This is a genomic window from Massilia mucilaginosa, assembly GCF_011682145.1.
Lineage (GTDB): Bacteria > Pseudomonadota > Gammaproteobacteria > Burkholderiales > Burkholderiaceae_D > Telluria_A > Telluria_A mucilaginosa.
Genome location: NZ_WHJH01000037.1, coordinates 23,816 through 42,747 on the forward strand (window position 1 = coordinate 23,816; position 18,932 = coordinate 42,747).

Sequence of the window (18,932 nt, forward strand, 5' to 3'; positions counted from 1 at the left end):
GCTGTACTAAAAAACAACGCCGCGTGGTCATTTCCACGCGGCTTATTCTTTTCTACTTTGCAATGTGCGCCAACGAACCGATTTGCTGATGAGCAAGCGCGAAAATAGCTTCACGCCTGCAGCAAAAGGCGCGGCAGTATCACCAGAGACGAAGGAATGATCATGAACCGCATGGTTTGGATCGGCATTTTAGCTTGGGGCATTATCGTGACGCTGTTTGGATTCAGCGCCGCGGGACCTGTCGCGGCGGGCAGCAGCGCCACAATGCAGGCCCAGGATGTGGTGTTCCTGATTGCCGGCGGCCTGGTGGCCTGCCTGATCGCTCTCGTTGGCCTGGCGGGCGTATTCGGCTGGTTGCCCGTCTTGCAAAACGAACAAAAAACTTATTCTTAATGTACGCCAGCGTACGGAGCGGCATGCCAGAGTTCTGCATACTGCAAGCACGACATACCAGTCGTCTATAAAAACCCACCGAGGACAAAATCATGCTCTATACAATCGCCGTAGTACTTCTGATCCTGTGGCTGCTTGGATTGGTCACTTCCTATACAATTGGCGGCTTCATCCACATTCTGCTGGTTGTCGCTGTTATCATGATCCTGGTTCGCCTTATCAGCGGCCGAGGTATCTAGCTGACGCATCATCCGGCCATCGACTGATGTCCGATCCGTTTCGCGGTCGTGCCTGGCGTAGCCTGGTGTGACAGCGAAACGGATTAATTACTTTTAGGAGCCACACTATGAAAAAGAACCTGACTAAATCCCTGCTCGGCATCACCGTCGTCGCCATGATGGCAACCGGTTGCGCCGACATGTCCGCCACCCAGCGTGGCACGGCAACAGGCGCTGGTGTCGGCGCCGGCCTGGGCGCGATTATTGGCGCGACGGCTGGCAGCGGCGGGCGTGCCGGCAAGGGCGCCATCATCGGCGGCGCTGCCGGTGCGATCATCGGCAATATCTGGTCGAACCGCATGGAACAGCAAAAGCAAGCCATGGAACAAGCCACGCGCGGCACCGGCATCCAGGTCAGCCAGACCCAGGATAACCGCCTGAAGCTCGACGTGCCTGCCGACGTCTCGTTCGACACCGGCCGTTCCGCCATCAAATCGAATTTCCGTCCTGTGCTCGAGCGCTTTGCCTCGACCTTGCAAGACAATCCGTCGACCACCGTGACCATCATCGGCCACACCGACAGCACCGGCAACGACTCGGTCAACCAGCCGCTGTCGGTCGACCGTGCCGCCCAGACCCGCGACTACCTGGCGGCGCGCGGCGTATCGCCGAACCGCATCATGATCGACGGCCGTGGCGAGCGCGAGCCAGTCGCGTCGAACGACGATGCTAACGGCCGCGCGCGTAACCGCCGCGTCGAAATCTACGTCGCCGAGCCGAACCGCCAGGGTTAAGCCCCGCGCTGTCGTTTCAGCACGTCAAAAGCCGGCATCGCGATGCCGGCTTTTTTACGCCTGCGCCACATGCACTTCCACCCCCAGCGCCCGGTAGCGCGCCAGCAAGGCCTCGTCGGTGCCGTGCGCGACCACGATTGCACCGATCTCATCCGCGCCGGCGATCCGGAAAGGCGACACCGTCGCCAGCTTTTCCGGCGAAGCCAGCACCACGGTGTGCGCCGCCGCCCGCCACATCGCGCGCTTGACGGCCGCTTCCTCGAAGTCGCCGGTCGACAAGCCCGCTTCCGGATCGATGCTGCTCACGCCCAGGAAGCACAGGTCGGCGCGCACCTGGCCGATCGCCTCCAGCGTGGCCGCCCCCACTCCCACCACCGAATGACGGTACAGGCGCCCGCCCAGCATGATCACCTCGATCCCTTCGTGCCCCAGCAGCGCCAGCGCCACCGACGGACTGTGGGTAACAACCGTGGCGCGCAGCTCGGGCGCCAGGCAGCGCACCAGATGGCCCGAGGTGGTGCCGCCGTCGACCAGCAGCACCTGCCCGGGCGCGACCAGGGCGGCGGCGGCGCGCCCGATGGCCGCCTTGGCGTCTTGCGATATCCGCTCGCGCGCGCCAAAGTCGGCCAGCGCCGGCGACGCGGGCATGGCCGGCAGGGCGCCGCCGTGCACGCGCTGCAACAAGCCCTCGCGCGCCAGTTCGCGCAGGTCGCGCCGGATGGTGTCTTCCGACAATCCCAGTGCCTCGCTCACGGCCTTGGCCACCACTTGCCCGTCGCGCCGCAACAGGTCCATCAGGTATTGCTTTCGCTGGGTCGTCAGCATGATTGCTCCTGCACGTATTTTCTTGACATTGCACGATTTTGCACGATATTCTAAAAAACACCAAGCACAATCACGAAGGAGCATCATGCAAGCACCACGGGTACGGATCGACAAGGAAGAACTGCTGTCGGACAACTGGTACATCCTGAAACGCCTGACCTTCTCGCTGCGCCGGCGCGACGGCAGCTGGCAAAGCCAGACGCGCGAAGTCTACGACCGCGGCAACGGCGCCGTCATCCTGCTGTACAACCTGCGCCAGCGCACAGTGCTGCTCACACGCCAATTCCGCATTCCCGCTTTTGTGAACGGCCACGACGGCTTTTTGATCGAAGCGGCCGCCGGCCTGCTCGACAATGCCAGCCCGGAACAGCGCATCCGCGAGGAAGCCGAAGAAGAAACCGGCTACCGCATCGAGAACGTGAAAAAGATCTACGACCTCTTCATGAGCCCCGGTTCGGTCACCGAACGCCTGCACTTTTTCATCGGCGCCTACGAGCCCGAGCACAAGGTGGGCGACGGCGGCGGCCTGGCCGCCGAGGGCGAGGATATCGACGTGCTCGAACTCGGTTTCGAGCAAGCGCTGGCGATGATGGCCAGCGGCGAGATCATGGATGGCAAAACTGTCCTGCTGTTGCAATATCTCCAGTTACATCTGATGTCGACGCAAAGCTAGCGCCAGATCAATACATGCGCGTGGGAGGCACGCGATAGTTGCACACATGAATGCACATTCTTCCCTCCCAGACACCCCGGCCGGCCGCGCCGGGCAGCGGGCGCCGTTGTGGAACCCGGACGCCGCCGCCTGCTGGAGCCTGCTGTTCACGCCCCTGTTCGGCACCGTCCTTCTGATCCGCAACTGGGAAGCGCTGGACGAGCCGAAGCGCGCCGTGCAGGCCTGCTGGTGGTTCGCCGCCTGTCTCGCGGCGTTCATCCTCAATGTCTATATTTCCCTGCTGCGCGAAGCGTCGTTGCCGCTGCAGACGGGTCCCATCATCCTGCTGCTGATCTGGTACATCGCCGTCGCCAGCCCGCAGGAGCGCTTCGTGCGCGAACGTTTCGGCACCGACTATGCGCGCCGCTCCTGGGCGATCGCACTGCCTTGCGCCGTGGTGCTGCTGCTCGCGTACCTGCTCGGCTACGCGCACCTGCTCGCCGTGTTCCAACAGGTTCATTGAACTGCGCTGTCGGCATTGCCGCAGCGCAGTTGTTGTTTGAGTACCCACTTTTCGCAGGTTGACCATTCGCACAGGAGCACGGTATGAGCACGGAGCGTTTTGCCCATTTTTTGGATTCTCTGCAATCCTGGAGCGCCGAAGCGCCAGCGCCGGCCCCCGCGCCGCCCAGCGCCAGCGGCCAGACCAACGCCAACCAGAGCGCGCGGGTACGCCGCGTCAAGGGGCTGCTGGAAGCGGTCGGATCGGACTCGGCCTGGCGCGCGCGCGGCGACATCCTGGCTGGCAACGACAGCCAGGCCGGCGCCGCCGCTGAACTCGACGATGAACTTGGCGACGAAGACGACGACTTCGGCTGACTGGCGGCGCGGCAAACAGCCTGCGCTACGGCAGGCCGTTCGCCACGTTCCGATTCCAGCATCGCCTGCCCGTTTCGCGCTAGACTGGCGGCTTATCACTGGAGCCCGCCATGATCCCACGCCTTCGCCCGACCGCCGCCGTCCTCGTTTGCGCCGCAGCCGCCTGCATCTCCCCCGCCCTCGCCCAGACCATGAAACCTGGACTGTGGGAAAACACCAGCAAAACCACCTCGCAAAATCCGCAGATCGCCGAAGCCATGGCCGAGATGCAGAAGCAGCTCGCTTCCATGACACCGGAACAACGCAAGGCGATGGGGCAAATCGGCGGCCAGGCGGGCGCGCCGCAGTTCGACATGAACGCCGACGGCAGTGCGACGATCAAGCTGTGCATCACCCAGAAAATGCTCGACGACGCAGGCGGCAACTTCCTCGGCCCGCAGGATGGCAACTGCACCCACAAGAAAAGCCCGCTGCTTGGCGGGACGCAGAGCTTTTCCTTCACCTGCAAAAACCCGCCGGCTTCCGGGCAGGGCAAGGTCTCTTTCCAGGGTGGTACAAGCTATACCTCCACCATGACGATGTCCTCCAGCGCCGCCGGCCAGCAGGACACCATGCTTCTGGAAGGCAGGGGAAAATGGCTGGGCGCCAATTGTGGCGGACTCAAACCGATCGACGGCAAGCCCCCGGGCGCCAGGTAAGCGCCAGCCATGTTCATCATCCGGCAATGTTGAGATAACAACATCCAGTGCCCGTTTCGCGCTAAACTGGCGGATTGACACTTGGAGTAACTATGAATCAACGTTTCCGCCTGACCAGCCTCGCCCTCGTTTCCGCCGCAGCATTGGCGATGTCGCCCGCATTCGCCCAGACCATGAAGCCGGGTCTGTGGGAAAGCGTCAGCAAAACCACCTCGTCCGATCCGGCAACCACCAAGGCCATGGCCGATTCGCAGAAGGCAATGGCCAAGCTGCCTGCGGCCCAGCGCAAGGAAATGGAAAAGGCCATGAACCAGCCGGGCGGCCCGGCGATGACCATGAATGACGACGGCAGCTTCACCGTCAAGGCCTGCGTCACCCAGAAACAGATCGACGCCGGCGCCAACATCGGCGTCGATGACGGCAACTGCAAGTACAAGCAAGGCGCCAACGTGGGCGGCACCCAGACTTACTCGTTCGCCTGCGCCACGCCGCCGTCCTCGGGTGAAGGCAAGACTGTGTACCAGGGCAACGAATACACCTCGACCATGAAGATGAGCACCATGGCCAGCGGCAAGAAGGACGTCATGACGACCGAGACCAAAGGCAAGTGGCTCGGCGCCGATTGCGGCAGCATCAAGCCGCTCGACATCAAACCGACCCCAGCCAAGAAGTAAGCATGGCAATGTGGGCGCCGCCGACGCGGCGCCCACACGGTGCGGGGCTTACGCCGCGCCGGTAAACGCCAGGTAGCGCTCGCGCGCCAGGGTCGCCACCGGCCCGATGGCGAGCGTGCGCCGCTCGTAGCGGATGCAGGGAGTGACCTTGCCGTAGTTTCCAGTATTGAAGATTTCCAGTGCCGTCAGCAGCTCGTCCGGATGGACGCTGCGCTCCTCCACCGCCACACCGGCCTCGGCCAGCAAGCCGATCACCCGCGCCCGCGTAATACCCGCCAGGAACGTGCCATTCGGCACCGGCGTCACCACCTTGCCTTCCGGCGTGACCAGGAACAGGTTCGATGTCGCGAACTCGGCCACATGACCGTCGCTGTCGACCACCACCGCGTTGTCGAAACCGCGCGCACTCGCTTCGCGGATCGCCCGCGTGGTGTTGGCGTACAGGGCCGAGGCCTTGGCATCGGTCGGCGCCATGCTCGCGTCCGGCCGGCACAGGGTGGACAGGCAGGCCGAAAAGCCGGTGAACGGCGGCATCGGCGCATCGAACAGGGTCAATGCGAACCCGCTCTTGTCGGGCACCGGCACCAGGAACCCCTCGGCGCCGAACACCAGCGGACGCACATACAGTTCGGCCTCGGCCGGGAATTTGGCAACGCCTTCGCGCACCAGCGCTTCCATTTCGTCGACCGTCAGCGGGCACTGCAAGCCGAGCCGCTCGGCTGAACGGATCACCCGTTCCAGGTGCGGGCGCAGGTCGGGCAAGCGGCCGCGGATGGCGCGCGCGCCGTCGAACACCGACGAGCCGAGCCAGACGCTGTGATCCATCGCCCCGAACAGCGGCACATTACCTTCGGCCCATTGCCCCTTGAAATAAGTCAGATACATCATCGCTCCCTGGTCATTGTTGTCCGGGAAGTTTAACCGAACTTGCCTGACAGGTCAGGCCGCCGCCCACGCCCGTTAGAGGCCGGACTCCAATGCAGCGCAGCAATAATCAGACCATACCTGTTAGCATTGAAAATGCTGCAATCATATATTTAACCTAAGGTATTTCAATTTGTCGATGCCGCATCCTTCTCCCACCATCGCGTTTTCCCGGCCGCCAGGCCGCTGGCTCACTGTCGGCATCGTCATCGGCCTGCACGCCGCCCTGTTGCTGGCGTGGCGCCAGACACGCGAAACAGCGCCGGCGCGCGACGAGGACAGCGGTCCGCGCATCCAGTGGATCGACACCATCGCCCCCGCAGCGGCCGCGCGCACGCCGGAAACGCGCCCCGTGCCGGTCCCCAGCGCCAGCGGCGCGCCGCCGCGCACTCAGCGTCCGCGCCGCGCTGCGCCCGCCCCGGCAGCGGCCCCGTCCGCCACTGCGATCACCATACCCGCCGCGCCCGGGAGCGAGGCGCCGGCCATCACGGTGCTGCCGCCCGATCCGTTCGCCGCCGAGCCGGCCCCGGCCGCGCCCGCCAGCGGCGCCGATGCCATCCGCAAGCGCGCGTTTGCCGACCTGGCCAAGATCGACAAGGACTTGCGCAAGGCATCGCTCAACAAGTTCGCCGCGCCCGACGATTCGCCGCAAAAGCGCCTGATCGCCGGCATCCAGTCGGCGCGGCGCAATCCCACCCTGTTCGAACAAGCCGAGATCGAGGAAATTACCACCGGCAATGCCGATGCCGGCGGTCGCAGATACAAGATCAAGACGGGTTTGGGTACCTTTTGCATGACGACCCCCAAGGTGAACGACGAGAAACGGGACCTGAAGTACACCAACTGCCCCAAATAGCCGGTCGAGCCCGTCTGTTCGCTAGCGAACAAAGTTTCAGAGCAACACCACGTACACTACGTCTTTAGTATCTGTTGCTCCGGCTATATTTCATGCTTTCCACCCTAGAACGAATCGATCCCCATAGCGACCGCATTGATGTGCTGGTCGACCTGGTGGAAAAACTGCGCCCGCGCCGCCGCGCCGAGATTGCCACCAGCACCGAGCGGGTGCGCACCCTCTGCCAGCTGCTCAAGGGCAATCCCGAGCAGGCGTCCGCCCTGCGCAGCTACCTTACGCGCCTGCTCGACAGCCGCCGCCACGCCAGCCTGTACACCGACATCGGGGTGCTCTCCAATGACGGTTTCTTCACTGAACTGAAACGCCGCATTTCCTACCGCTTCCTGCCGCCCGCGCTGGGCGATGTGTACCTGAGCGACGCCATCGACCAGGTTTTGTACGTCCAGACCGACTACCGCTGGATCGGCACCGTGCCCGCCGCCGACTGGCTGGCACTGTTCGACGTGGTCTCGAACGCCGCGCCCGCCCCGTTGACAAGCCCGGCCAATGCCGCCCGCACCACCGTGCTCGGCATGCTGGAAGCGATCCGCACGATTTCCTGCCGCGTCTGCGCGCTCGGTTTCGAGCCGCGCCTGATCAGCAGCCACGCCGACATCGAAAACTTCGATTCGCCGTTCCTGATGCAAAACATCGAGGTCAACAACTACCTCGACGGCTATGCGCGCCTGATGGCCGGCGAAGTGGCCAGCGTGGACGATGCGCGCCACCTGCTGGTGATGCTCGACCAGTGCGACAGCGTGGTCGCCAAGATCCGCAAGAACGCGCTCAGCCATGGCACCAGCGTGGCCCTGACTTACCTGCTGGTCGCGCTGACCCAGAGCATCGACCGCCTGCGCAAACTGCTGTTCCTGGTCGATGTGAGCGGTCACTTGCCGGCCGCCCCCGGGGTCGACCTGGCCACCCTGGCCAACGACGCCACCCCGGACTACGCCCCGCCCACCAGCCTGCGCCGCGCCGGCGGCATTGCCCTGGCACAGGAACTGGTCGAAGCGCACAACAACAAATACACGGTGCGCGACCTGTTCGCCGACAATATCGACCTGCTGGCGCGCAATGTGACCGAAAACGCCAGCCGCACCGGCGAACACTACATTGCCGACAGCCGCGCCCAGCTGCGCAGCATGTTCAACTCCTCGGCCGGGGCCGGTTTCATCGTCGGCTTCATGGCGCTGTTCAAGATTCTGCTCGGCCCCCTGCGCGCCGCGCCGCTGGTCGAAGCCTTTTTGTTCAGCCTGAACTATTCGCTCGGCTTCATGCTGATCCACGTGCTGCATTTCACCGTGGCCACCAAGCAGCCGGCCATGACCGCCTCGCGCATCGCCGCCGGCCTGTCGAGCAAGGATGGCAGGAACATCGACCTCGACAGCATGGCGGAGCTCATCAACAAGGTGTTCCGCACCCAGTGCTTCGCCGTGCTCGGCAACCTCGCCACGGCGATCCCGACCGCGTACCTGATCGCCACCGGCTACCGCTACGCCACCGGACACCACCTGGTCACGCCCGACAAAGCCATGCACCTGCTGCACGACATCGACCCGATCCACAGCCCGGCCCTGTTCTACGCCGCCATCGCCGGCGTCTGCCTGTTCGTGGCCGGCCTGATTTCAGGCTATTTCGACAACAAGGCGCTCTACACGCGCATGGCGCAGCGCGTCTACCAGCTGCGCGGCCTGGGTCGCCTGCTGGGGCCGGAACGTCTGCTGCGCCTGTCGCTGTACATCGAGAACAACCTCGGCAGCCTGATGGGCAATCTGTACTTCGGCGTGCTGCTGGGCACCATCGGCACCCTCGGCTTCCTGTTCGGCCTGCCGCTCGACATCCGCCACGTCACCTTCTCGTCGGCCAACTTCGCCACCGCGCTGGTCGCGCTCGACCACGAGATGAGCTGGCAAGTCGCGCTGACCTCGATCGGCGGCTTTTTATCGATCGGCACGGTCAATCTCGTGGTAAGTTTCGGCTTGGCACTGTTGGTTGCGCTTCGCGCGCGCAAGATTCACTTCGAACACGGTATTCTTCTGTTGAAAGCACTCGGACGGCGTTTCCTGGCCGCCCCCATCGATTTTTTCATCGGACCCAAGGACCTGCCGTCCGAATCGCCCGACGCCGTACCACTTAAGGGATCAAAATGACGAAATCACGTGTCGCTGCCTGGCTGGCCGTGCTGGCCCTGGCGGTCGGTCTGGCCTCCTGCGCTTCCCTGCCCTCGATGGACGGGGTGGGCGACACGCCGGTGGTGCAGAAAACCCCGACGGTGGCCACCGGCAAGGGCCGGATGGACAAGAAAAAAGCCGCCGACCTGCTGGCGCGGCGCTGGGCCAAAGCCACGCCCGACATGAAGGCGCTGGCCGTACTGGAAGAAGCCGCCACCGGCGTACCGCTGGTGGCCGGCAACAAAGTCACCCTGCTGTTCGACGGCCCGGCCACCATGAAAGAAATGATGGCGGCCGCAAGCAACGCCAAAACCTCGATCAACCTGGAAACCTACATTTTCGACCAGGACGAGATCGGCCTGCAGTTCGCCAACGTCCTGATCGAGAAGCAAAAACAGGGCGTCACGGTCAACGTGCTGTACGACAGCGTCGGCACCTTTGGCACGCCGAAAGAATTCTTCGAGCACATGCAGCAGGCCGGCATTGCCATGGTCGCCTTCAACCCGGTCAATCCGGCGGCGCGGGTCGGCAAGTGGGAATTGAACAACCGCGACCACCGCAAGCTGATGGTGGTCGATGGCAAGGTGGCCTTCACGGGCGGCATCAACATCAGCAGTACCTATGCCAACAGTTCCTTCTTCCGTTCCAAGCGCAGGCCGGACGCGACCGACAGCAAGAAAGTCGGCTGGCGCGACACCCACATCAAGATCGAGGGTCCGGCGGTGGCGACCCTGCAATATCACTTCATCGACGCCTGGGTCAACCAGGACGCCGGCGAGTTACCCGAGCGCGAATATTTTCCTCCGCTGGCGCCGGTCGGCGACAAGATCGTGCGCGTGCTGGCCACCGATCCCGAGCGCGATTCCGAGATTTACAAGTCGCTCATGCTGGCGATCCAGGAATCGAAGAAGTCGATCCACATCACCGCCGCGTATTTCGTGCCGGACCGCCAGTTTGTCGACGCCCTGAGCGCGGCCGCCAGGCGCGGCGTGGACGTGCGCCTGGTGCTGCCGGGCGTGACCGATCACGGCCTGGTGTTCCACGCCGGACGCGCCTTCTACGACGAGCTGCTCAAGAACGGGGTCAAGATTCACCAGTTGCAGGTGGCGGTGTTGCATGCCAAGACGGCGGTGATCGACGGCACCTGGTCGACGGTCGGCTCGGCCAATATCGACCGCCGCAGTTTCCTGCACAACTACGAATTGAATGTGGTGGTGCTCGACGCCGGCTTCGGCGCCGATATGGAAAGCGCGTTTGCCGAAGACCTGCGCGATTCGAAGGAAATCACCCTGGAACAGTGGCGCGACCGGCCGTGGAGCGACCGCGTCAAGGAATGGGCGGCGCGCCTGACCGAATACTGGATCTGAGCCTCTTGTCAATGTGGTACCACGGCTGCGGGGCGTCATCCCAGCCGTGGCCGAAGTGTTGTTCTCAAACTTGATTCCCGTCCGCTTCCAAACGAAACGCATTTACACAAAAATCGTTGTTCTCTATATTCAATACATACACATAGGGATCAGCGCGGCTTGAGATAAATCAAGCAATGCCTTGATTCATCCGGCGCGCGCACCTTCTCTTCCAGCGCCCCCACAACTGTTGCGGACCTGACCGGGAATTGATCTCATGCCGAATTACATCTTTCAAAAAACACAAATGGCGGTGCTGGTGGCCGGCGCATGCCTGATGATGGCCAATGCGGCGGCGATCGGCAATCCTTGCCCGGCTCCCAGCGGCGGCATCATCACGGTCGACAACACGACCATCGATAACACGTGCACCATCGGCGCCGGCGAGAACCTCGACGTGACCGCCACCGGGGTGATTACCGTGCCCCTGGCAAACACGCCCAACAATGGGGTCCAGCTCAATAGCGGCATCAGCGCCGGCGCGATCACCAATGCCGGCACCATCAACCCGGTCGCGGTCGCGCTCAACATTGAAGGCACGCTCACCGGCGGGATCACCAATACCGGCACCATCGCCTCCACCGGACCGTGGGGCGGCGTGACCGAGGAAGGCATCCGCCTGAACGGCGCCACCGTCGGCGGCGCCATCAGCAACGGCCCGGCCGGCGTGATCAGCGCCGTCAACGGCACCGCGATCCATATCATCGGCAGCACGCTACAGGGCGGCATCACGAATGCCGCCGGCGGCGAGATCGCCGCGGCCGGCGGCTTTGCCGCGCTCGACATCAGCAATTCGCAGCTCGGCGCCAGCATTGTCAACCAGGGCCACATCGGCAAGACGGCGGGGCAAAACGCGCGCGGCATCGCCCTGGCGACCGTCACGCTCACCGGCGACATCCTCAACAGCGGCACCATCGACACCCAGGGCGGCAACCCGGCGCTGGAGCTGGTGGGAAGCACCGTGAGCGGAAAAATCAGCAACAGCGGCACGATCGCCGGCCCCAATTCGAGCATGGTGGTGGTGCGAAACGGCTCCACCGTCGGCATGATCGAGAATACCGCGACCGGCATCATGAGCGGCCGCACCGAGATCATCGGCGTCGCCACGTCGACGGTGACCGGCGGCATCGTCAATGCCGGCAAGCTCACCGGCATCCACCCCATCGCCCTGAGCAGCGCCACCATCACCGGCGGCGGCATCCTGAACGATACCGGCGCCGAAACCCACGGCGATCGCTCCATCAACCTGAGCGCATCGCAGATCAGCGGCGACATCATCAACCGCGGCCTGATGGACGGGGCCGAAGGCGGCATCGCCGCCTTCGATGGCAGCACGATCACCGGCAACGTCAATAACGCCGGCACCATCACCACCACCCTATCGAGCGGCAGAAATAGCATTGACGGCGCCGGCATATTCATCAGCGACAATTCCACTGTCACTGGCCAGATCGTCAACAGCTCGGTCATTACCAGTAGTAACGGCAATGGCATCACCCTGGCCAACGGCGCCACGGCGGGGTCGATCAGCAATTCCGCGACCGGCGTCATCACCAGCAAAAACCATGCCATCAATGTCAACGGCACCGGCGCCAGCGTGGCCACCGGCATCGTCAACGCCGGTGCACTGAACGCCCCGCGCGGCATCCGGATCGGCAGCGGCGCCAATATCGTGGCCGGCGGCATTGTCAACCAGGCAGGCGCCACCATCACCGCCACCGACATCGGCATCACCGTGCCGAATGGACTGATCCACGGCGGCATCACCAACGCAGGGACCATCAGCGGCACCAATACCGGCATTGCGATTACCGGCACCAGCGTGCTCGATGGCGGCATCCTGAACACCGGGACGATCAGCGGAACCAATTCGCTCAACTTCACCAACAGCGGCAGCGCGTTTATCGTCACCAACCGGGGCAGTCTGACTGGCGCGCTCGCGCTCGGCATCAATACCCTCAACATGCTGGGCAACAGCGCCAGCGCGACCGGACTGGTCACCGGCGGCGCCGGCAGCGTGGTCAATATCGGCACCGATGCACTCAACACCGCCGCGTTCACGCCCGGCGGCAATTTTGCCGGCCTGGGGCAGATGAATATCAACGCGGGCAGCACGCTGAGTTCGACCAGCGCCCTGAACATCGGCGCGACGACCATGAGCAACAGCGGGGTCCTGTCGGTTGCCGCCGGCCATACCGTGACCTTGACCGGCGACTATCTCCAGCCCGTCGGCGGCATCTTTCGCACCGGCCTGACCAACGCCACCACCTACGGCAAACTGAACGTCACAGGCAATGTCGACATGTCCGCCAGCAGCAATATCGATGTCGATGTCAGCGGCGCCCCGGTGCTGGCCAACGGCACCGTGCTTGCCGATGTCATCAAGGCTGGCGACACGCTGACCACGCTGGCCACCATTCCCGTTACCGACAACAGCTTTCTGTTCAACCTGACTGGCGTAAAAAACGGCAATGCCATCGACCTGGTGATCGCCTCGGCAACGCCGACACCGACGCCGACACCAACCCCGACGCCAACCCCGACACCGACACCGACCCCGACACCAACCCCGACGCCGACGCCGACCCCGACCCCGACCCCGACACCAACCCCGACGCCAGTGCCGGTGCCGACGCCCACACCCGTCCCGACACCTGGTCCTGTTCCTGTGCCTGTGCCGACGCCGACCCCGGTGCCTGTGCCAACGCCGGTGCCGGTTCCAGTGCCGACGCCCGTTCCAGTGCCGACGCCGGTTCCTGTGCCGACGCCCGTTCCAGTGCCGACGCCGGTGCCGGTTCCTGTGCCGACGCCGGTTCCGGTGCCGACGCCGGTTCCGGTGCCGACGCCGGTTCCGGTCCCGACCCCGGTGCCGACGCCAACGCTGCCGCCAATCCAGCCGCAGCCGGCCAATACCGCCGTCTCGGCCATCGTCGCCACCGGCAACTCGTCCGGCGGCGGGGCCGCGCGCGTGTTCGACAGCCTGATCGCCAGCGCCACCGGTGGCGACATGGGCCAGGTCATCACCGCGCTGGGCAAGCTGTCGAGCGCGCAGGAAGTCTCGGATGCCGTCGGCCAGACCCTGCCGCTGGCGGGCGGCGGCATGGCCTCCGCCGTGGCCAACACCATGAACCTGACCGGCCGCGTGGTGCAATCGCGCATCGAGTCGAAGCGCGGCCTGTCGGCCGGCGACGGCTACGCCAGCGAGCGCACCTTGTGGGCCAAGCCGTTCGGGGCCTGGGCGCGCCAGAGCGAACGCGATGGCACGGCCGGCTATAAAGCCGACAGCGGCGGCCTGATCGTCGGCGCGGACAGCGTCGTCGGCAGCGCCGACCGGGTCGGCGTCGCGCTGACCTACGCCCGGACCAATCTGGACGGCAACGGCGTGAGCCCGCAGTCGGCCGATATCGACCTGCTGCAACTGATGACCTACGGCAGCCACAGCCTCGATGCCGACACCGACATCAACTGGCAGCTCGACGTGGGCGGCAACAAGACCGAGGGGCGCCGGCTCATCAGTTTCGGCGGCCTGACGCGCATGGCCAGCAGCGACTACCGCGGCATGAGCCTGCATGCCGGCAGCGGCATCGCGCGCGTCGTGCGGCTCAGCGAGCAAACCAGCCTGACGCCATCGGTGCGCCTGGACTACACCACCGTCAAGAACAAGGCCTACGCCGAAAGCGGCGCCGGCGCCCTGAACCTGCTGGTGAACAGCCAGCGCGCCAAACAGTTCATCCTGTACGCCGACGCCAGGCTGAATCATTCGCCATCGAAGCAATTGACGTTCTCCGGCAACCTCGGGCTCGGCTACGATTTCCTGGCCGAGCAAACCGCGCTGGTGGCGGCGTTTGCCGGCGGCGGACCGGCCTTCACCACCAACGGGGTCGATGCCAAGCCGCTGTTTGCGCGCGCCGGCGCCGGCGTGACGCTGCTGCGCGACGGCAACACCGAACTGACGGCGCGCTACGACGCCGAAGCGCATCGCGGTTTCCGCGCTCAAAGCGTCTCGCTCAAGCTGCGCAAACAGTTCTGAGCGCTGCCCCAGGGAGAGCAATGCCGACCGACGCACCCGCATGGCGTTTGAAAAGCAGCCTGGCCGGCATCGAGTGGCCGGCCGTTCCGGATATGCGGAGCGGCCTGGTCTGCTCCCTGTTGCGCCAGATGGAAAGCGAGCAATGGCTGGCCCCGCACGAGATCGCGGCGCGCCAGTCGCTCCAGCTGGCGCAGATCGTGCGCCACGCGGCGCGCAGCGTGCCCTGGTACCGCGCGCACTGGCCACCCGGCCTGGTGGCCCAATGGAGCGATGGCGCACCCGTGCGCGCGGACGACTTCGCACGGCTGCCGTGCCTGTCCCGGCGCGAACTGCAAGCGCAGTTCGACCAGCTTCAGAGCGGCGCCGTGCCGTCCGAACACGGCCCGCTGGCGGACGGCAGCAGTTCCGGCTCGACCGGCACGCCGGTGCGCTTTCGCAAAACCTACCTGAACCAGCTGATCTGGGAAGCGCTGACCCTGCGCGACCATGCGTGGCACGCACGCGACCTGCTGCAAACGCTGTGCATCATCCGGCGCGGCGAGGCCGGCGAGGCCGACAACTGGGGCATGGCGACCCGCATGTTCCACACCGGCCCGGCCCACCTGTGCCCGGTCAGCGTCGACGTCCAGGCCCAGCTGGCATGGCTGGTGCAACGCGCGCCGGGCTACCTGCTGACCTATCCCTCGCTGGCCCTGCAACTGGCCACGCTCGCGCTTGAGCAAGGCGTGCGCCTCCCAAGCCTGCGCGAAGTGCGCACTTTCGGCGAACCGCTCGACGCCCAGGTGCGCCAGGCCTGCCACGAGGCCTGGGGCGTGCCGGTCAACGACACCTATTCATCCGAGGAATTGGGCTACCTGGCGATCCGTTGCCCGCACAGCGGCCACTATCATGTGCAGTCCGAAAACGTGCTGCTCGAAGTGCTCGACGACGATGGCAATGCCTGCGCGCCGGGCGCCTGCGGACGCGTGGTGGTCAGCGGCTTGCTCAATTTTGCCATGCCCCTGATCCGTTACGAACTGGGCGACATGGCCGAAGCCGGGCCGCCCTGTCCCTGCGGACGCGGCCTGCCGGTGCTGGCGCGCATCCTCGGGCGCACCCGCAACATGCTGGTGACGGCCGACGCCAAGCGCTACTGGCCCACCTTCGGCTTTCGCGACAGCGGCGCCACCCGCGTGGTCCAGCGCCAGGTGGTCCAGACCGCGCCCGGCCAGGTCCAGATCCGCTATGTCAGCACCAGCGCGCTGGCGCCGGAAGAAGAAGCGCGCCTGGTGGCACAGGTGGCGCAGCGCCTGCCGCCGGGCATGCGCGTCGACGCGCTGCGGGTGGACGGGATCGGCCGCAGCGCGAGCGGCAAGTTCGAAGAGTTTGTCTCGCTCGTCGCGGCGCCGGCGGCGCCCTGAGCTCAGCCGGCCCGCTGGCCCTGCAACATCCATTTGACGTAGCGGCTCTCCGGCGTGGCGGGCCGGTGCCCTTCCAGCGCGCGCGCCGGCAGGCGCTCGCAGCGCACCGCGTCCAGGCCGGCGGCGCGGGCAGCGGCGGCCAGCTCCTCGCTTGACGCGACCGCGTGGGTGGTCTTGGCGGCGCAGAAGGCGCGCACGATCTGTTCGAGCTCGCGCTCGCTCAGCAGCGCCAGGCGCAGCGCCGCCGTGCGCTGGGCGGCCAGGCTGGCGCCGACCATGCGCTCGACCTGCTGCGGCGCATACGCCAGCAGCGCCGGGCCATGCTGCGCGCGCACGCTCTGATACAGCAGCAAACTGCCGGACGGTGCCAGCCGCGCCGCCAGCTGCCCGAGCAGCGCGGCGCGCTCGCCCGGGGCGATGAAACTGAGCAGGGAATGGGCCAGCACCAGGTCGGCGCGCGGCGCGGCCGGATCCGGCGGCATGCGCAGGTCGCTCAGCTCCAGCGTCAGCGCAAAGCCCATCGCGCCGGCGTAGCCGCGGCACAGCGCCAGCGGCACCGGCGAGCGGTCGGCGATGCGCACCTCGAGCGCCGCGATGCCGTCGCCGAGCGCCTCGTGCAGCACCGACAGCAGGCCGCAATCGGCGCTGCCGGCGATGCAGACCGAGGCGAGCGGCCGTGCGCGCGCCAGCTCGCGCAGGTGGCGCACGATCTGCGCGCGCTCGCTGGACAGGCCGCTGATCACACCCAGCAGTTGCAGCACCACCCAGCCGGTATGGTAGGCCGAGGCCATCGGCAGCAAGTCCGGCAAGGCTTGCAGCAGCTGCGCGCGGTGCGCTTCCTTGCCGGCGGCGCGCGCCGGCGTCACCGGGGCAGCGCCAGGTCGGCGCTGGCGAGGGCGAAGCGCGCCACGGCCGCATCGTCGAGCGTGACGCCGAAGCCGGGACCGGGCGGCAAGCGCGCCTGGCCATCGCCGATGTCGATGGTTTCGTTGATGATGTCGCCGGCGAAGCGCTCGCGCGCGGAACCGTAGCCGACGAACTCGCCCACCGCGGGGTGGGCGGCGGCAAAGTGCAACAGGGCCGCGCTGCCCACCCCGAAGGTGTGTTTCGAGCCCAGGTTGCACTGGAGTCCGCCGGCCGAGGCGATCTCGACAATGGCGGCCGAGGCGCGCAAGCCGCCCGACTTGGCCAGCTTGACCGTGATGATGTCGGCCGCGCGCGCGCGCACCACGCGCATCGCGTCAGCCGGGCTGAGCACGCTTTCGTCGGCCGCGATGGGCGCATGCGCGCGCTCCGTGATCAGTTGCATGGCCTCGATATCCCACCACGCGCAGGGCTGCTCGATGCATTCGAGGGCGCATTCGCGCAAGGCGGCATCGACCGCCAGCGCCGCCTTGCACTGCCAGGCCTGGTTGGGATCGATTTCGAGGCGCGCCTGCTCGCCCACGGCACGCCGCACCGCGCGCGCCATGCGGATATCGTGGCGCCAGTCGGCGCTGCCTTTCAGTGTCAGCAGGCGGTATCCCCTCTCCACCAGGGCGCAGGCCGACTGCAGCGCCGTGCGTTCGTCCGGCATGGCCATGCTGCGCGAGAGGGGAAAGCGCTCGCGCGTGGCGCCGCCGAGCAGGTCGGCCACCGAAATGCCGAGGTGGCGCGCCTTCAGGTCGTGCAGCGCCAGGTCGACCGCGCACAGGGAGGTGGGAAAGGCGTGCCGTTCCGACGACAAACCGGCCAGCATCTGCAACAGGGAGACGATGCGCGCGCCGTCCTGGCCCAGCAGCAGCGGCCCGCTGACCTCGGCCAGGCGGCGAAACACGGAATCGGCGCATTCGCCGTCGCGCGCGGGAAAGATGATCGAGGCCTCGCCCAGGCCCACCGTGCCGTCGCGCGCGGTCAGGCGCAGCAGCACCTTGTCGCCCACTTCCAGGCGCCCGCGCGAGGACTGCATGGGCGCAAGATAGGGAATGCGCACCTTCCACACCTGCACCCGCACGATCGCCAGCGGCGCGGCGCGCGCACTTCCAGAAGACATATCAGCCATTGAGCCAGTCCGTAAATGAGGTCGTGCGGGCGGCCATCGGCTGCGGCCGCCGCTCAAGGGCTATTGTACTGTCCGGCAGCCTGGCGTGCGCCCTAAATCCCGCTGGCCATCAAGCCTTCGGTATGGCCCGACCAGATATTCCCGGTGCGCAGAAACGGCTCGGTCTTCATCAGCGAAAAGCGCAACCCCACCTCATCCCAGCCATAGCGGTCCACTTCCACCCGCTCGCGCTCGACCCGCACCACATTGAACGAGTTGACTTCGCCGCGCCCCCGGGTCGAGGTCGCCGTGCCCGCCTGCACCACCAGCGCCGCGTATTCGCTCATCTGGTAGCGCTCGGCCGTGCTGCCCGCATGGCTGGCGTGCATGTGCCCCGACAGCAGCAAATCGACGCCGCATTCGGCGAACGCCTTCATCGCCGCCGGCGCGCGGTCGACCAGGTCGTCGTCGTCCGCCGTGGTCGGCAGGTCGAACGGGTGATGGGTCACGATGATGCGCGTGACCGCCGGGTCCAGCCCGGCGAGCTGCTTGCGGATCATCGCCACCTGCTCGTCGTTGACGCGCCCGTCCTTGAAGGTCAATGAGCGCGCGGTATTGACGCCCAGTACCGCGATTTCCTCATCCACAAAGATCGGATCGAGGTCGTCCGTGATGTAGCGCTTGTAGCGCGTCAGCGGCTGCAAGAAGCGCCGGAACACGTTGTACAGCGAAATGTCATGATTGCCCGGCACGATGATCTGCGGCCCCGGCAAGGTGTCGAGCCAGGCCTTGGCCGCCTCGAACTCTTCGCTCTTGGCGCGCTGGGTCAGGTCGCCCGAGACCACCACCACGTCCGGCGCGACCCGTTCGACCAGCGCGCGCAAGGGAGCGAGCAATTTCTCGTCGACACGGCCGAAGTGCAAATCCGACAGATGAACCAATGTACGCATGCT

At 65.7% G+C, this 18,932-nt stretch carries 18 protein-coding genes; 13 read left to right on the forward strand and 5 right to left on the reverse strand.

Going from position 1 to position 18,932, the window contains the following annotated elements:
• The first annotated feature begins 162 nt into the window (after positions 1-162).
• From F2P45_RS23555 to F2P45_RS23565, 3 genes are all read left to right on the forward strand, one after another.
• Positions 163-393, forward strand: coding sequence for a hypothetical protein (locus F2P45_RS23555; RefSeq protein ID WP_166880454.1), 231 nt, complete (start codon positions 163-165; stop codon positions 391-393).
• Positions 394-485: 92 nt separating this feature from the next.
• Complete coding sequence (locus F2P45_RS23560; protein ID WP_103170603.1) at positions 486-632, forward strand: lmo0937 family membrane protein; 147 nt, start codon at positions 486-488, stop codon at positions 630-632.
• Positions 633-739: 107 nt separating this feature from the next.
• Positions 740-1,405: a YiaD family glycine zipper/OmpA-like lipoprotein gene (locus F2P45_RS23565; RefSeq protein ID WP_166880456.1), complete on the forward strand. Its 666-nt coding sequence runs from the start codon at positions 740-742 to the stop codon at positions 1,403-1,405.
• 54 nt (positions 1,406-1,459) lie between these two features.
• Here the strand turns inward: F2P45_RS23565 and F2P45_RS23570 are convergent, their stop codons facing one another.
• Complete coding sequence (locus tag F2P45_RS23570) at positions 1,460-2,230, reverse strand: DeoR/GlpR family DNA-binding transcription regulator (RefSeq protein ID WP_166880458.1); 771 nt, start codon at positions 2,228-2,230, stop codon at positions 1,460-1,462.
• A gap of 85 nt (positions 2,231-2,315) precedes the next feature.
• On the opposite strand from F2P45_RS23570, the gene F2P45_RS23575 reads away from it, so the two are divergent.
• The 5 genes from F2P45_RS23575 (at position 2,316) to F2P45_RS23595 (ending at position 5,133) form a co-directional block, all read left to right on the forward strand.
• On the forward strand, positions 2,316-2,903 hold the full coding sequence (locus F2P45_RS23575) for an NUDIX domain-containing protein (RefSeq protein WP_166880460.1): 588 nt from the start codon (positions 2,316-2,318) through the stop codon (positions 2,901-2,903).
• 46 nt (positions 2,904-2,949) lie between these two features.
• Positions 2,950-3,405: a hypothetical protein gene (locus F2P45_RS23580; protein ID WP_166880461.1), complete on the forward strand. Its 456-nt coding sequence runs from the start codon at positions 2,950-2,952 to the stop codon at positions 3,403-3,405.
• A gap of 83 nt (positions 3,406-3,488) precedes the next feature.
• On the forward strand, positions 3,489-3,761 hold the full coding sequence (locus F2P45_RS23585; protein ID WP_166880463.1) for a hypothetical protein: 273 nt from the start codon (positions 3,489-3,491) through the stop codon (positions 3,759-3,761).
• A gap of 110 nt (positions 3,762-3,871) precedes the next feature.
• The gene (locus F2P45_RS23590) at positions 3,872-4,459 is read left to right on the forward strand and encodes a DUF3617 domain-containing protein (RefSeq protein WP_166880464.1); all 588 of its coding nucleotides are present in this window, start codon (positions 3,872-3,874) and stop codon (positions 4,457-4,459) included.
• Positions 4,460-4,551: 92 nt separating this feature from the next.
• A complete protein-coding gene (locus tag F2P45_RS23595) occupies positions 4,552-5,133 on the forward strand; it encodes a DUF3617 domain-containing protein (protein WP_166880466.1) in 582 nt (193 codons plus the stop codon).
• Positions 5,134-5,181: 48 nt separating this feature from the next.
• Here F2P45_RS23595 and F2P45_RS23600 read toward each other — a convergent pair whose 3' ends face one another.
• Positions 5,182-6,018: a branched-chain amino acid aminotransferase gene (locus F2P45_RS23600; RefSeq protein ID WP_166880467.1), complete on the reverse strand. Its 837-nt coding sequence runs from the start codon at positions 6,016-6,018 to the stop codon at positions 5,182-5,184.
• A 178-nt stretch (positions 6,019-6,196) separates the two neighbouring features.
• Here F2P45_RS23600 and F2P45_RS23605 point away from each other — a divergent pair, with 178 nt between their 5' ends.
• The 5 genes from F2P45_RS23605 to F2P45_RS23625 all read left to right on the forward strand — a co-directional run bounded on the left by F2P45_RS23605 (position 6,197) and on the right by F2P45_RS23625 (position 15,959).
• The gene (locus F2P45_RS23605) at positions 6,197-6,913 is read left to right on the forward strand and encodes a hypothetical protein (RefSeq protein WP_166880469.1); all 717 of its coding nucleotides are present in this window, start codon (positions 6,197-6,199) and stop codon (positions 6,911-6,913) included.
• 92 nt (positions 6,914-7,005) lie between these two features.
• Entirely contained in the window at positions 7,006-9,102 is a 2,097-nt protein-coding gene (locus tag F2P45_RS23610) for a site-specific recombinase (protein WP_166880471.1), read from the forward strand.
• Entirely contained in the window at positions 9,099-10,490 is a 1,392-nt protein-coding gene (gene cls / locus F2P45_RS23615; protein ID WP_166880473.1) for a cardiolipin synthase, read from the forward strand. Before F2P45_RS23610 ends, cls begins: the two co-directional genes overlap by 4 nt.
• Before the next feature lie 256 nt (positions 10,491-10,746).
• A complete protein-coding gene (locus tag F2P45_RS23620; protein WP_166880475.1) occupies positions 10,747-14,559 on the forward strand; it encodes an autotransporter outer membrane beta-barrel domain-containing protein in 3,813 nt (1,270 codons plus the stop codon).
• 20 nt (positions 14,560-14,579) lie between these two features.
• The gene (locus F2P45_RS23625) at positions 14,580-15,959 is read left to right on the forward strand and encodes a phenylacetate--CoA ligase family protein (RefSeq protein ID WP_166880477.1); all 1,380 of its coding nucleotides are present in this window, start codon (positions 14,580-14,582) and stop codon (positions 15,957-15,959) included.
• Positions 15,960-15,961: 2 nt separating this feature from the next.
• Here the strand turns inward: F2P45_RS23625 and F2P45_RS23630 are convergent, their stop codons facing one another.
• From F2P45_RS23630 to F2P45_RS23640, 3 genes are all read right to left on the reverse strand, one after another.
• Entirely contained in the window at positions 15,962-16,825 is an 864-nt protein-coding gene (locus F2P45_RS23630) for a class I SAM-dependent methyltransferase (protein ID WP_166880478.1), read from the reverse strand.
• Positions 16,822-18,000, reverse strand: a complete 1,179-nt coding sequence (locus F2P45_RS23635; protein ID WP_166880480.1) for a mandelate racemase/muconate lactonizing enzyme family protein — start codon at positions 17,998-18,000, stop codon at positions 16,822-16,824. The genes F2P45_RS23630 and F2P45_RS23635 overlap by 4 nt, the downstream gene beginning before the upstream one ends.
• 92 nt (positions 18,001-18,092) lie before the next feature.
• A complete protein-coding gene (locus tag F2P45_RS23640) occupies positions 18,093-18,929 on the reverse strand; it encodes a metallophosphoesterase family protein (protein WP_166880482.1) in 837 nt (278 codons plus the stop codon).
• Between the last annotated feature and the right edge of the window lie 3 nt (positions 18,930-18,932).

Excerpts from the sequence above, each read along its gene's own strand:
- F2P45_RS23555 (WP_166880454.1), top strand. The coding sequence starts at position 163 with ATGAACCGCATGGTTTGGATCGGCATTTTAGCTTGGGGCATTATCGTG.
- F2P45_RS23560 (WP_103170603.1), top strand. The coding sequence starts at position 486 with ATGCTCTATACAATCGCCGTAGTACTTCTGATCCTGTGGCTGCTTGGA.
- F2P45_RS23565 (WP_166880456.1), top strand. The coding sequence starts at position 740 with ATGAAAAAGAACCTGACTAAATCCCTGCTCGGCATCACCGTCGTCGCC.
- F2P45_RS23570 (WP_166880458.1), bottom strand. The coding sequence starts at position 2,230 with ATGCTGACGACCCAGCGAAAGCAATACCTGATGGACCTGTTGCGGCGC.
- F2P45_RS23575 (WP_166880460.1), top strand. The coding sequence starts at position 2,316 with ATGCAAGCACCACGGGTACGGATCGACAAGGAAGAACTGCTGTCGGAC.
- F2P45_RS23580 (WP_166880461.1), top strand. The coding sequence starts at position 2,950 with ATGAATGCACATTCTTCCCTCCCAGACACCCCGGCCGGCCGCGCCGGG.
- F2P45_RS23585 (WP_166880463.1), top strand. The coding sequence starts at position 3,489 with ATGAGCACGGAGCGTTTTGCCCATTTTTTGGATTCTCTGCAATCCTGG.
- F2P45_RS23590 (WP_166880464.1), top strand. The coding sequence starts at position 3,872 with ATGATCCCACGCCTTCGCCCGACCGCCGCCGTCCTCGTTTGCGCCGCA.
- F2P45_RS23595 (WP_166880466.1), top strand. The coding sequence starts at position 4,552 with ATGAATCAACGTTTCCGCCTGACCAGCCTCGCCCTCGTTTCCGCCGCA.
- F2P45_RS23600 (WP_166880467.1), bottom strand. The coding sequence starts at position 6,018 with ATGTATCTGACTTATTTCAAGGGGCAATGGGCCGAAGGTAATGTGCCG.
- F2P45_RS23605 (WP_166880469.1), top strand. The coding sequence starts at position 6,197 with ATGCCGCATCCTTCTCCCACCATCGCGTTTTCCCGGCCGCCAGGCCGC.
- F2P45_RS23610 (WP_166880471.1), top strand. The coding sequence starts at position 7,006 with ATGCTTTCCACCCTAGAACGAATCGATCCCCATAGCGACCGCATTGAT.
- cls (WP_166880473.1), top strand. The coding sequence starts at position 9,099 with ATGACGAAATCACGTGTCGCTGCCTGGCTGGCCGTGCTGGCCCTGGCG.
- F2P45_RS23620 (WP_166880475.1), top strand. The coding sequence starts at position 10,747 with ATGCCGAATTACATCTTTCAAAAAACACAAATGGCGGTGCTGGTGGCC.
- F2P45_RS23625 (WP_166880477.1), top strand. The coding sequence starts at position 14,580 with ATGCCGACCGACGCACCCGCATGGCGTTTGAAAAGCAGCCTGGCCGGC.
- F2P45_RS23635 (WP_166880480.1), bottom strand. The coding sequence starts at position 18,000 with ATGGCTGATATGTCTTCTGGAAGTGCGCGCGCCGCGCCGCTGGCGATC.
- F2P45_RS23640 (WP_166880482.1), bottom strand. The coding sequence starts at position 18,929 with ATGCGTACATTGGTTCATCTGTCGGATTTGCACTTCGGCCGTGTCGAC.